At 73.2% G+C, this 13,232-nt stretch carries 6 protein-coding genes and 1 tRNA gene; 1 reads left to right on the top strand and 6 read right to left on the bottom strand.

The window, feature by feature from the left end:
* Window positions 1–12 precede the first annotated feature (12 nt).
* A complete protein-coding gene (locus AB0B01_RS01715) occupies window positions 13–1,398 on the top strand; it encodes a tyrosine-type recombinase/integrase (RefSeq protein WP_361711932.1) in 1,386 nt (461 codons plus the stop codon).
* Window positions 1,399–1,446: 48 nt separating this feature from the next.
* Here AB0B01_RS01715 and AB0B01_RS01710 read toward each other — a convergent pair.
* The 6 genes from AB0B01_RS01710 to AB0B01_RS01685 all read right to left on the bottom strand — a co-directional run bounded on the left by AB0B01_RS01710 (window position 1,447) and on the right by AB0B01_RS01685 (window position 13,224).
* Window positions 1,447–1,520 (bottom strand) — tRNA-Thr (locus tag AB0B01_RS01710).
* A gap of 148 nt (window positions 1,521–1,668) precedes the next feature.
* A complete protein-coding gene (locus AB0B01_RS01705) occupies window positions 1,669–3,240 on the bottom strand; it encodes an alpha/beta hydrolase (RefSeq protein ID WP_361711930.1) in 1,572 nt (523 codons plus the stop codon).
* A gap of 216 nt (window positions 3,241–3,456) precedes the next feature.
* Window positions 3,457–4,668 (bottom strand): DNA polymerase III subunit delta', encoded by a 1,212-nt coding sequence (locus tag AB0B01_RS01700; RefSeq protein ID WP_361711928.1) that lies wholly within the window; start codon window positions 4,666–4,668, stop codon window positions 3,457–3,459.
* A gap of 145 nt (window positions 4,669–4,813) precedes the next feature.
* Window positions 4,814–8,074, bottom strand: a complete 3,261-nt coding sequence (tmk, locus tag AB0B01_RS01695) for a dTMP kinase (protein WP_361711926.1) — start codon at window positions 8,072–8,074, stop codon at window positions 4,814–4,816.
* Window positions 8,075–8,262: 188 nt separating this feature from the next.
* Window positions 8,263–11,109, bottom strand: coding sequence for a type I DNA topoisomerase (gene topA, locus AB0B01_RS01690; RefSeq protein WP_361711924.1), 2,847 nt, complete (start codon window positions 11,107–11,109; stop codon window positions 8,263–8,265).
* 594 nt (window positions 11,110–11,703) lie between these two features.
* Window positions 11,704–13,224 carry a class I SAM-dependent methyltransferase gene (locus tag AB0B01_RS01685; RefSeq protein ID WP_361711922.1) on the bottom strand — a complete coding sequence of 507 codons (1,521 nt, stop codon included), beginning with the start codon at window positions 13,222–13,224 and terminating at the stop codon, window positions 11,704–11,706.
* Between the last annotated feature and the right edge of the window lie 8 nt (window positions 13,225–13,232).

Here is a 13,232-nt window from a genome sequence, read left to right as displayed (position 1 = left end):
ATGGAGGAGCACATGAGTCCCCGCAAGCCGAACATGGAGTCGTCCATCTACCTGGGCAATGACGGGTGGTGGCACGGCCGAGTCACGATGGGCGTGAAGCCCGACGGCGGCCCCGACCGCCGGCACCGCCGGGCCAAGACCGAGACGGCGGTCACCAAGAAGGTCCGCGAGCTGGAGAAGCTGCGCGACGAAGGTCGGGCCACGAAGGCCGGGCGGAAGCCGACCGTCGCGGAATGGATGGACACATACCTGACCACGATCGCGAGCCTGAAGCTCAAGCCGCGGTCGCTGGACGACTACTGGTCGAAGACCCGCAACGACATCATCCCGGGCGTCGGAAAGCACCGCCTCGACAAGCTCGCGCCGGAACACCTGGAAGTCATGTACGCAGCCATGTTGGAGGAGGGACACGCCCCCTCTCACGTGGTCAAGGTGCACCGGATCCTCTCCCGCGCACTGAAGATCGCCCACCGTCGCCGGATCATCAGCGAGAACGTCGCCACGCTCGTGGACCCGCCGTCCGTGGACGAGACCGAGGCGAACCCGTTCTCGCGGGAGGAGTCGAAGGCATTCCTGGCCGCCGCCGCCAAGCGCCCGACGTTCATGCGGTGGGCCATTGGGGTCGGCATGGGCTTCCGGCAGGGCGAGGCTTTGGGCCTCCGCTGGCCCTATGTCGACCTTGAGCAGGGGCTGTTCCACCCCGCGTGGCAGCTCCAGCGCCTCACCTGGAAGCACGGGTGCAAGGACGCGCACGCTTGCGGCGCGCGACTCCACCGCTTCGAGCCCTGCCCGCCGGAGTGTTCTGCGCACAAGGGCTACAAGCGCGGCTGTCCGAAGCCGTGCTCGAAGACGTGCCGTCGGCACGCCAGCACCTGCCCCGAGCGGAAGGGAGGGGGATTGGCCTTTACGCGGCCCAAGACGAAGAAGAGCCAGAACCCCGTACCGATCCCGCCACCCTTCATGCCGTTCCTTCTGGATCACAAGGTGAAGCAGGACGAGCAGCGGCAAGCCGCCGGGGAGCTTTGGGAGGAGTGCGGCGCGGTGTTCACGCGGTCAGACGGCCGGCCGCTTGACCCACGGGCCGACTGGGAGGAGTTCAAAGAGCTACTTCAAGAGGCGGGCATCAGCGACCGCCGCCAGCACGACGGGAGCCGTCACACGGCTGGAACGATCCTCAACGAGTTGGGGGTGGACATGCCCACCATCATGGAGATCCTTCGGCACACGCAGATCAGCCAGACACGGCGATACGTGAAGGGACGATCTGAGCTCTCGCGGGAGGCCATGCGCCGGATGGGCGAGGCGTTCATGCCTGGCCCCAATCCGGTGTCTGAGACCAGAACTGAGACCGAGAACACCCGGGCGGCCCGTGCACGGCGGCGACGCAAGATCCGGTAAATAGCAAAAGCCCCAGGTCACGGCGAGTGAGTCCTGGGGCTTCTACAGAGCCGCCTTCGGGATTCGAACCCGAGACCTACGCATTACGAGTGCGTTGCTCTGGCCAACTGAGCTAAGGCGGCACCGCTGGTCCGACAAGTATTCCCTCGGGAGGGAGTGCTCATCAGCAGCGGCGCCAAGTCTACAGGCTCGAACGGGGTGCCCCGAACCGGGTTCCGCAGGGGTGGGGCATATCGGGCGTATCGGCATCACACGGCCCCGCCCCGCGGGCTAGGAGCACTTCTTGCCGTTCTGCGGCGGCTTGCCCTCCAGGAGGTAGGTGTTGATCGCCGTGTCGATGCAGTCGCTGCCCCGGCCGTACGCCGTGTGGCCGTCGCCGTCGTACGTGAGGAGGACGCCAGAGTCGAGCTGGCCCGCCAGGGCCTGTGCCCACTTGTACGGGGTCGCCGGGTCGCGGAGCGTGCCGACCACCACGATCGGCGGGGCGCCCTTCGCGGTCAGCGGGTGAGCCGTGCCGGTGGCCTTGACCGGCCAGTACGCACAGTTCAGCGAGGCCCAGGCCAGGCCCGCGCCGAAGACCGGGGAGGCCTTCTCGAAGGACGGCAGGGCGGCGTCGACCGCCTCCGGGCCCTTGAAGGCGGGGGGCTGGTCGAGACAGTTGACGGCGGCGTTCGCGTACATCAGGTTCGCGTACCGGCCGTCCGGCTCGCGCTCGTAGTAGCTGTCGGCGAGCGCGAGGAGCCCGGAGCCGTCGCCGTTCATCGCCCCGGCGAGGGCCTCGCGCAGCTGCGGCCAGGCCGTCTCGTCGTACAGCGCCGCGATCACCCCGGTCGTGGCCAGGGACTCGCCGAGCGGGCGCGCGGAGTCGCCGCTGGGCACGGGCCGGGCGTCGACCTTGCGGAAGAACTCCTTCAGGCGGTCCGCCACCGCCTCCGGGGTGCCCTTGCCGAGCGGGCAGTCCGGCTGCTTCACGCAGTCCTTGGCGAAGGAGCGGAAGGCCGTCTCGAAGCCCGCCGTCTGGTCGCGGTTCAGTTCGAGGGCCGGGCGGGAGGGGTCCATCGCGCCGTCCAGGACCAGGCGGCCCACCCGGCCGGGGAAGAGGTCCGCGTACATCGCCCCGAGGAAGGTGCCGTACGAGGCCCCCACGTACGTCAGCTTCTCGTCGCCCAGCACCGCACGCAGGATGTCCATGTCGCGGGCGGCGTCGACGGTGGAGACGTGCGGCAGGACCCGCTTCGAGCGGGACTGGCAGCCCGCCGCGAAGTCCTTGAACGCGGCCACCAGCCGTGCGCGCTCTGCCGCGTCGTCCGGAGTCTGGTCCACCTGCGTGTACGTGTCCATTGCCGGGCCCGTCAGGCACTCGACCGGGCTGCTGCGGTCCACTCCGCGCGGGTCGAAGGAAACCATGTCGTACTGGGCGCGCACGGGCGCCGGGTAGCCGATGCCCGCGTACGCCTGGAGGTACCCGATGCCGGAGCCGCCCGGGCCGCCCGGGTTGACCACGAGCGAGCCGAGCCGCGTGCCGGGGCCGGTGGCCTTGCGGCGGGCGACCGCGATGTCGACATCCTGGCCGGACTCAGGGTGGGCGTAGTCCAGCGGGGCCTTCATCGTTGCGCACTGGAAGCCCGGGACACCGCAGTCGCGCCAGCTCAGCTTCTGCTCGTAGTACGGGCGCAGGGCCGCCGGGACCGCGGTCGGCTCGGCCGACGGCGCGGCGCCCGCGGCGGAGGAGGACGCAGCGGCCGGCGGCCCGCCCGAGCCCCCCGAGGTGCATCCGGAGAGCAGCAGTCCGGCGGCTGCGATCACGGTTCCGGTGGTGCGCAGCACGCGCCTGGTGTCCATTCCAGGAGCCTACGTCCTGACCGGTGACCGGGCCCGGGGACGTCCGCGCCCACCCGGCCGACCCCGCGCGGGACGCTGCCGCGACCGCGCCGGTACCCCCGCTGACCCGGGGCGGCCGCGGCGAGGGTCCGCCGCACCCGTCCCGCCGCGGCGGGACCGCCCGTACGGGTGAAGGGTCAAGCCCGCTGTCAGCGGATGCGGGTGCTGCGGCCCGGCTCAGCCCGCGCGCAGTGCCATTGTCATCGCCTCGACCGCGAGGAGGGGGGCCACATTGCGGTCGAGGGCCTCCCGGCAGGCGATGATCGCCTCGATGCGGCGCAGCGTGCGCTCCGGGCCGGAGGCACGGGCGATCCGGTCCAGGTCCGGCCGTATCTCCTCGTTGGCGATGGCCAGGGACGAGCCTAGCTGGAGGGCCAGCACGTCCCGGTAGAAGGCGGTGAGGTCGGTCAGGGCCAGGTCGAGCGTGTCGCGCTGGGTGCGCGTGCGGCGGCGCTTCTGCCGGTCCTCCAGCTCCTTCATCACGCCCGCCGTGCCGCGCGGCATCCGTCCGCCGGTGCCGGCTCCGGCCCCCAGCGCGGCCCTCAGCTCCTCGGTCTCCTTCGTGTCGACCTCTTCCGCGACCTGCTTGGCGTCCTCGGCGGCGGCGTCGACCAGTTCCTGCGCCGCCTTGAGGCAGCCGCCCACGTCGTCGATGCGGAGCGGGAGCTTCAGCACGGCGGCCCGGCGGGTCCGGGCGGCCTCGTCCTGCGCGAGCCGGCGGGCCCGGCCGATGTGCCCCTGGGTGGCGCGGGCAACGGCCGCGGCGACGGCGGGTTCGATGCCGTCGCGCCGGACCAGTACGTCGGCGACGGCGGCGACGGGCGGGGTGCGCAGGGTCAGGTGGCGGCAGCGGGAGCGGATGGTGGGCAGCACGTCCTCCAGGGAGGGCGCGCACAGCAGCCACACCGTCCGCGGGGCGGGCTCCTCCACGGCCTTCAGGAGCACGTTGCCCGCACCCTCGGTCAGCCGGTCGGCGTCCTCCAGGACGATGACCTGCCAGCGGCCCACGGCCGGCGAGAGCTGCGCCCGGCGGACCAGGTCGCGTGTCTCCTTCACGCCGATGGACAGCAGGTCCGTGCGCACGAACTCCACATCCGCGTGCGTGCCGATCACGGTGGTGTGGCAGCCGTCGCAGAACCCGCAGCCGGGCTCGCCGCCGAGGGCCCGGTCGGGGCTGGTGCACTGCAGGGCCGCGGCGAAGGACCGGGCGGCGGTGGCCCGGCCGGAGCCGGGCGGGCCGGTGAACAGCCAGGCGTGGGTCATCTTGGACGCGGCGGGCGGCGCGGCCCCGGCCTCGACGGCGGTGACCAGGGCGTCGGCGTCACGGGCGGCGGCGGCCAGCTGCGCCTGCACCCGCTCCTGCCCCACCAGATCGTCCCACACGGGCATCGCGCCCACCGCCTTCCACCGGCCGTCTTCCCCTGGCCGTCCGTGCCGTACCTGCCGTCCACGGCCGGACCTGCGTCCGTGCCGTCCGTGCCGTCCGTCGTATCGCTGCGTGCCCCAGTGTGGCGCGCACCACTGACAATCCCCGTCAGCGGCGGCGGCGCGGACCGCCCCCGCCGTCCTGGTCCTCGTCCTCGTCCCGGTGCGGGCCCAGCAGTTCGTCCGCCAGCGTCGGCAGGTCGTCCAGCGGGGTCTGCTCGGCCCAGTCGGGGCGCTCCCGGCGCGGGCGGCCGTCCTCGCCGAGGGCGGGCAGCTCGCGGGTCGCCTCGTTGCCCGGATCGCGGAAGATGCCCGGCGGCACCCGGTCGGCCGGGCTCTCCTGCGAATGCCGGGCCGTGGGCCGCACGGCCTGCCCGTACGCGGCCTCACCGTACGCGGTCCGGGCCGTCGGGCCGCTCGGCGCGTCCTCGCGGGACGGGCGTACGGGGGGCAGGACCGCAGTCTCATCGGCCGGGACGGCCGGGATCACCGAGGTCTCCGCCGCGGGGTCGGTCTTGGGCATCGGGACCGTCTGGGTCACGTCGTCCGGCTGGACGACCCGCTTGATCAGCGGCGTCTCGACCGTCACCGCGTCGTCCGGGTACGGCTCCTTGGTCATGTCGACCTTGGGCACGGCCGGAGCCTGGTGTGCCTGGTGCGCAGCCGGGGCCTGATGCGCAGCCTGGTGCGTCTGGTGCGCAGCCGGGGCCTGGTGCGCAGCCGCCGCGGGGGCAGCCGCCGCGGGCGCAGCCGGAGCCGCCGCAGCAGCAGCCGCCGCCCGCGCCGCCGCCGCAGCCGCCTCGGCCTCCGCCTGCCTGCGGGCCTCCTCGGCCTTCAGCAGGGCCTCCTCGGCGCGCCGCTGCTTCTCCAGCCGCCGCTCCTCGGCCTCGGCCCGCAGCCGGGCCTCTTCCTCCGCCTGCCTGCGCAGTCGCTCCTGCTCCGCCGCGCGGGCCTTCTCCTCGGCCTCCGCGCGCAGCCGCTCGGCCTCGGCCCGGGCCCGGGCCTCCTCCTCGGCGCGCTGCCGCTCCTCCTGCGCCCTGCGGGCGGCCTCGGCCTCGGCCCTGATCCGGGCCTCCTCGGCCTCGCGGGCCCTGCGGGCCTCCTCCTCGGCGCGCAGCCGCTCCTCCTCCGCCTTGCGCGCCGCCTCTTCCTCGGCCTTGCGCCGGGCCTCCTCCTCCGCGAGGCGCCGGGCCTCGGCCTGGGCGGCCAGCTCGGCCTCCGAGAGCGGGAGCATCCGGTCCAGGCGGTGGCGTACGACGGTGGTCACCGACTCCGGGTCCTGACCCGCGTCCACCACCAGGTAGCGCCCGGGGTCGGCGGCGGCGAGCGTCAGGAAGCCGGCCCGCACCCGCTGGTGGAACTCCGCCGGCTCCGACTCCAGCCGGTCCGGGGCCTCCGTGAACCGCTCCCGCGCCGCCTCCGGCGACACGTCGAGCAGCACGGTCAGGTTCGGCACGAGCCCGTCGGTGGCCCAGCGGGAGATCCGGGCGATCTCGGTCGGCGACAGGTCGCGGCCTGCGCCCTGGTAGGCCACCGATGAGTCGATGTACCGGTCGGAGATGACGACCGCACCGCGTTCCAGGGCGGGCCGGACGACGGTGTCCACGTGCTCCGCCCGGTCGGCGGCGTACAGCAGCGCCTCGGCCCGGTTCGACAGCCCGGCCGAGGAGACGTCGAGCAGGATGGAGCGCAGCCGCTTGCCGACCGGGGTGGCGCCCGGCTCACGGGTGACCACCACCTCGTGGCCCTTGCCCCGTATCCACTGGGCCAGCGCCTCGACCTGGGTGGACTTGCCGGCGCCGTCGCCGCCCTCCAGGGCGATGAAGAAGCCGGCGGCGGACGGCGCCTGCACCGGTTCGCCGCCCCGCAGCGCCTCGCGCAGGTCGCGGCGCAGCGGTACGCCACTGCGGTCGTCGGCCTTGGCGAGCACGATCACCGCGACGGGCAGCAGCAGGGCGCCGACCAGCATCAGCGTGAAGGCGCCGCCGCCGTGCGCGAAGACGAGGTCCCCGGCGGCCAGCCGGTGCGGGCCGATCGCGGCGGCCAGGACCGGCGCGAGGACGGCTCCGACGGCCACGGCCACCCGGACCACGGCCTGCAGGTGCTCGGTGACGCGGCCGCGGCGGAACTCCTCGGTCTCCTGATCCAGCAGGGTGTGCCCGGTGTTGGCGGCGACGCCCGCGGCGAGGCCGGCGAGCAGCGACAGGAAGACCACCGTCGCCGTGTCCGGCACCAGCCCGGTCAGCAGCAGCGCCAGCCCGCTCACCGCTATGGCCAGGGCCAGCAGCCGCCGCCGGGAGAAGGCGGGGAGCACCTTCCCGGCCTGGGCGGCCCGGATGCCGAGGGCCGTACCGCCCAGCAGGGCCAGGACGATCAGCGCGAAGGAAGCCGGGCCGCCGCCCAGGTCGAAGGCGTGCAGGACGGCCACGGCTGCGGCGCAGGACACGGCCGCGGCCACCGCGGCGCAGGCCAGCACGAGCAGCGGGATGGCCCCCGTACGGCCCTTGTCGGGGCGGTCCCCGGCCTTGGGGGGACGCAGGCCCTCCAGCGGGGAACGCGGCCGCGGGGTCTTCGCCTCGGGCAGCGTCAGCGGCAGCAGCAGCGAGACGGACGCCGCGAACAGGCCGGAGGCCACGTACGAGCCGAGGGCGGCCCGGTTCTCGGCGAACCAGTCCACCCCGAGGCCGAGGGCCTTGCCGACGAGGGTCGCGACGAGCAGGACGGCGGCGGCCAGGGGCAGCGCCGCGAAGGACGTACGCAGCGTCAGCCGGCGCAGGGCGTCGAGGTGGTCGGGCAGCGGACGTACGGTCGCGCCCTCGGGCGGCGGCGCGGGCAGCAGGGCGGGAGCGGCGCTGTCCTTGGCCAGGCTCCACAGCCGCTCGGCGGCGCCGGACACGAAGACGGTGGCGAGGAGCGCGGTCAGCGCGTGCGCCGGGATCCAGTCGAGCCACAGCGGGGCCACGACGAAGAGGCCGAGCCGGATGCCGTCGGCGGCGACCATCGTCCAGCGGCGGTCGAGCGCGCCGCCGGGGGCGGTGAGCCCCGCGAGCGGGCCGAGCAGGACCGCGCCGAACAGCAGCGTGGACAGGATCCGCACCCCGAAGACGGCGGCGATGGTCAGGGCCCAGCCCTGGTAGCCGCTGCCGAAGGTCTCCTCGGAGACGGCCGCCTGGAAGGCCAGCAGGACCAGCACCAGCAGGGCGAGGGCATCACCGATGCCGCTCACCAGCTGGGCGCTCCACAGACGGCGCAGTCTGGGGGTGCGCAACAGTGCGCGCACCGCCCGCTCGCGGGAGTCCGCGGCGAGGGCTTCGTCGTAGGTGGGGTTCTCGGGGGCGGTCACGACCGTTGGCTGCTCGGCTCGCGTCATCCGCCCAGCCTATCCGCTGCGCTTGGCGCCTGCGGAAGCCTGTGGACAACCCCGGGTGTGACCCCGCCCGCACCTCTGGCCTGCGGGGCCGCGGGCCGGCTCCGCACGGGACGGCCGGGCCCCCTGCGCACTGCGCAGGGGGCCCCGGTCACGTCAGCGGTCACGCCGCCCGGTCGCGGACCGGCGGACTACTCGTCCGACTCCCCCTCGGCGGTCGCAGCGGCCGAGGCCGTCTTCTTCGCCACCGTCTTCTTGGCGGCGGCCTTCTTGACCGTCGTCGTCTTCGCCGCCGTCGTCTTCTTGGCGGCAGCGGTCTTCGTCGCCGTCGTCTTCTTCGCCGGGGCCTTCTTGGCCGTCGCCTTCTTGGCCGGGGCCTTCTTCGCGGTCTTCTTCGCCGGGCCCTTCGCCCGCTTCTCCGCGAGCAGCTCGTAACCCCGCTCCGGCGTGATCGTCTCGACGTCGTCGTCGCGCCGCAGCGTCGCGTTCGTCTCGCCGTCCGTCACGTACGGGCCGAACCGGCCGTCCTTGACGACGACCGGCCGCTCGCTGACCGGGTCGGTGCCCAGCTCCTTCAGCGGCGGCTTGGCCGCGGCCCGCCCGCGCTGCTTGGGCTGCGCGTAGATGGCGAGGGCCTCCTCCAGCGTGATGGAGAACAGCTGGTCCTCGGTCTCCAGCGACCGCGAGTCCGTGCCCTTCTTCAGGTACGGGCCGTAACGGCCGTTCTGGGCGGTGATCTCCACGCCCTCGGCGTCCGCCCCCACGACCCGCGGGAGCGACATGAGCTTCAGCGCGTCGTCGAGGGTGACCGTGTCGAGCGACATCGACTTGAAGAGCGAGGCCGTCCGCGGCTTCACCGCGTTCTTGCCGGTCTTCGGGGTGCCCTCGGGAAGGATCTCCGTCACGTACGGCCCGTAGCGGCCGTCCTTCGCGACGATCTGGTTCCCGCTCACCGGGTCCGTGCCCAGGTCGAATTCACCGCTCGGCTTCGCGAACAGCTCCTCCGCGTACGCGACGGTCAACTCGTCGGGCGCCAGGTCGTCCGGCACGTCCGCACGCTGGTGGCCCTCCGCGTCCTTCTCGCCGCGCTCGACGTACGGGCCGTAGCGGCCCACCCGCAGGACGATGCCCTCGCCGACCGGGAAGGAGGAGATCTCCCGGGCGTCGATCGCGCCCAGGTCCGTGACCAGCTCCTTCAGACCGCCGAGGTGGTCCCCGTCGGCCGGCACGACCTCCGTGGCGTCCTCCGAGCCGAAGTAGAAGCGCTTCAGCCACGGCACGGCCTGGGCCTCGCCGCGCGCGATGCGGTCGAGGTCGTCCTCCATCTTCGCGGTGAAGTCGTAGTCGACGAGCCGGCCGAAGTGCGTCTCCAGCAGGTTCACCACGGCGAACGACAGGAAGGACGGCACGAGGGCCGTGCCCTTCTTGAAGACGTACCCGCGGTCCAGGATCGTGCCGATGATCGACGCGTAGGTCGACGGGCGGCCGATCTCCCGCTCTTCCAGCTCCTTGACCAGCGAGGCCTCCGTGTAGCGGGCCGGCGGCTTGGTCGAGTGGCCGTCCGCCGTGATCTCCTCGGCGCTGAGCGCGTCGCCCTCGGCGACCTGCGGCAGCCGCTTCTCACGGTCGTCGAGTTCGGCGTTCGGGTCGTCCGCGCCCTCGACGTACGCCTTCATGAAGCCGTGGAAGGTGATCGTCTTGCCCGAGGCGGTGAACTCGGCGTCCCGGCCGTCCGACGCCCGGCCGCCGATCTTGACGGTGACCGAGTTGCCGACCGCGTCCTTCATCTGGGAGGCGACGGTCCGCTTCCAGATCAGCTCGTACAGGCGGAACTGGTCGCCGGTCAGGCCCGTCTCGGCGGGAGTACGAAAACGATCACCCGAGGGGCGGATCGCCTCGTGCGCCTCCTGCGCGTTCTTGACCTTGCCCGCGTAGACGCGCGGCTTCTCCGGCAGGTAGTCGGCCCCGTACAGCTGCGTGACCTGCGCCCGCGCCGCCCCCACGGCCGTCTCGGAGAGCGTGGTGGAGTCCGTACGCATGTAGGTGATGAAGCCGTTCTCGTACAGCTTCTGCGCGACCTGCATCGTCGCCTTCGCACCGAAGCCCAGCTTGCGCGAGGCCTCCTGCTGGAGCGTGGTCGTACGGAACGGGGCGTACGGGGAGCGGCGGTACGGCTTGGACTCGACCGACCGGACGGCGAACGAGGCGCCCTCCAGCGCGGCGGCGAGCGCCCGCGCGTTGGCCTCGTCGAGGTGCAGCACCTCGCTCTTGAGCTGCCCGTTCGCACCGAAGTCGCGGCCCTGCGCGATGCGCTTGCCGTCGACCGTGTTCAGGCGGGCGACCAGCGACGACGGGTCACTGGGATCACCGGCGCGGCCAGTGGAGAAGGTGCCCGTCAGGTCCCAGTACTTGGCGCTGCGGAAGGCGATGCGCTCGCGCTCGCGCTCGACGACGAGGCGGGTGGCCACCGACTGGACGCGGCCGGCCGACAGACGCGGCATGACCTTCTTCCACAGGACCGGCGAGACCTCGTAGCCGTAGAGGCGGTCGAGGATGCGGCGCGTCTCCTGGGCGTCGACCATGCGCTGGTTCAGCTCGCGCGGGTTGGCGACGGCGTCGCGGATCGCGTCCTTGGTGATCTCGTGGAAGACCATCCGGTGGACGGGGACCTTGGGCTTGAGGACTTCCTGGAGGTGCCACGCGATGGCTTCGCCCTCGCGGTCCTCATCGGTGGCGAGGAAGAGTTCGTCGGACTCGGCCAGCAGCTCCTTGAGCTTCCTGACCTGCGCCTTCTTGTCCGCGTTCACGACGTAGATCGGCTGGAAGTCGTGCTCGACGTCCACACCCAGGCGTCGGACCTCGCCCGTGTACTTGTCGGGGACCTCGGCGGCGCCGTTCGGGAGGTCGCGAATGTGCCCGACGCTCGCCTCGACGACGTATCCCGGGCCGAGGTAGCCCTTGATCGTCTTCGCCTTGGCAGGGGACTCGACGATGACGAGTCGGCGGCCGCCCTTTGCGGTCTCGCTAGTCGGGGACAACTTGGCTCTTCTCTCCGGTCGGCACTCGGTCGCAGTACGGCGACGCTGCGGAGTGTGACGGTACAACCCGCACCCGTGTCAAACGGCACAAGCCCGCAACGGCCACTCGAACGGTAACCCGACAAGTGCCATTTCTGCCGCCCGGATACCGCGCCGGACCCCTCCCGGTCACCGGGCCGAGTGCGCCGAGGGCCGTCTGGCCGCGCTCCCGCACCCCGTCTGACGTCCTGTTTCCGACGATGATCTACGGCCGGATGTGCCCGGGTGACCACTCCGGCCGAGACACCGGATTCCCGGGCGCCGGCCGGCCCGCCCCGGCGGGCGGCGCCGCCGCTACGGCTGCTGCGGCCGGCACGGGGCGCGCGCTCTGCGCCATCGGCCCGCGGTGCAGCGCCCGCTCCCCCGTCCGGACCGGCAGTGCGGCCCCGCGCAGCAGGAACGCGGTCGCGGAGCGCTCCCCGGACCGCCTTCCCTGCCGTTTCCCCCCTGGCCCCCGGGCCGCTCACAGGGACCCTGCGGATCCCCCCGGATCCGCCTGGCTCCCCCCGGCAGGGGAGCCTGCCGGCCCTCGGGGAACAACGGGCGAACCCCGGGTTACATCACGGGGCCGCGGCGGTCGACCGGCTCCAGGAACCCCTGCTCGACGAGGACACGGATCGCCTCGGGCGTCCGGTCCCGCAGGACGACCGGGTCCTCCTGCACCAGCTGCGCGATCGCGTCGAGGATCCGGCCCGCGGTGAGTGAGCCGTCGCACACTCCGGCGAATCCGGCCCCGACGGTGTCCACCTTGGTGGCGCGCCGCATGCCGCGGTTCTGCCGGAGCACCACGTGCTCCGGGTCCTCGGCCCCGGGCGCCCCGACCTGCTCCTGCACCACTTCGGCGGCCAGCACGAAGCGGTCCTCCAGCAGGGACGCGTCATCGTGTGCGCGCAGGTAGTCCTGGCGGGCGAAGTGCGCCAGGACGGCGTCGCCGAGCGGCTGCTCCACCGAGTGCGGCCACTCCTCGACCACGATCGACGGCTCCTGCGCATCGCTGCGGCGCAGGGTGATCCAGCCGAAGCCGACGGCCTTGGTCTTGCGGGCCTCGAACTCGTCCAACCAGTCCTCGTAGCGGCGCGCGTACTCGGCGGGCTCGGTGCGGTGGTCACCGGCGTCGCGCAGCCACAGCTCCGCGTACTGCGTGACGTCCTGCACGTCACGCTGCACGATCCACGCGTCACAGCCGCGCGGCACCCAGGAGCGGACCCGGTCGTGCCAGTCCTCGCCCTCCACGTGCTGCCAGTTGCCGAGGAACTGCGCGTACCCGCCCGGGTTCAGGTGGGCGCCGGCCTCCTGGACCAGGGTCCGGCACAGGTCGTCGCCGCCCATGCCGCCGTCCCGGTACGTCAGGCGCGCCCCGGGCGAGATCACGAACGGCGGATTGGACACGATCAGGTCGTACGTCGCCTCGCCGACCGGCTCGAACAGCGACCCGGCGAGCAGCTCGGCCTCCGGGGCACCGGACAGCGCCAGGGTCAGGCGGGTGAAGGCTAGGGCCCGCGGGTTGACGTCGGTGGCGGTGACCCGGGTGGCGTGCTGGGCGGCGTGCAGGGCCTGGATGCCGGATCCGGTGCCGAGGTCGAGGGCGCTGGCGACGGGGACGCGGACGGTGATGCCGGCCAGAGTGGTGGAGGCGCCGCCGACACCGAGGACGACGCCTTCCTCGCGGCTGCCGATCCCCCCGGCGCCGCCGACGGCGCAGCCGAGGTCGGAGACGATGAACCAGTCCTCGCCGTCAAGCCCTCCGTACGGGCGCACGTCGACGGTGGCGTACACCTCGTCGCCCTCCCGGCGCAGCCAGCCGTCGGCCACCGCGGCCTCCACGGGCAGCGCGGCCGCGGCCCGCCCGTACGGCTCCGGCTGCTGGAGCAGGAACAGCCGGACCAGGCTCGCGAGCGGGCCGTCGCCGGGCCCGCGGGTGGCGCGCAGGGCGGGGACCGTCTCACTGCGCGCCAGCGCGGCGTAGGCGGGGGCGCCAAGCAGGTCGAGCAGCCCGTCGGCGGTGAAGCCGGCGGCGAGCAGGGCGGTGCGCAGCTCGGCGGCGCGGTCGGGCAAGGGAAGGCTGCTGGTACTCACCCGTCCAT

Source organism: Streptomyces sp. NPDC044571 (assembly GCF_040647115.1).
GTDB lineage: Bacteria > Actinomycetota > Actinomycetes > Streptomycetales > Streptomycetaceae > Streptomyces.
This window is presented reverse-complemented; position numbering and strand designations above follow the sequence as displayed.

Excerpts from the sequence above, each read along its gene's own strand:
- AB0B01_RS01715 (WP_361711932.1), top strand. The coding sequence starts at position 13 with ATGAGTCCCCGCAAGCCGAACATGGAGTCGTCCATCTACCTGGGCAAT.
- AB0B01_RS01705 (WP_361711930.1), bottom strand. The coding sequence starts at position 3,240 with ATGGACACCAGGCGCGTGCTGCGCACCACCGGAACCGTGATCGCAGCC.
- AB0B01_RS01700 (WP_361711928.1), bottom strand. The coding sequence starts at position 4,668 with ATGCCCGTGTGGGACGATCTGGTGGGGCAGGAGCGGGTGCAGGCGCAG.
- tmk (WP_361711926.1), bottom strand. The coding sequence starts at position 8,074 with ATGACGCGAGCCGAGCAGCCAACGGTCGTGACCGCCCCCGAGAACCCC.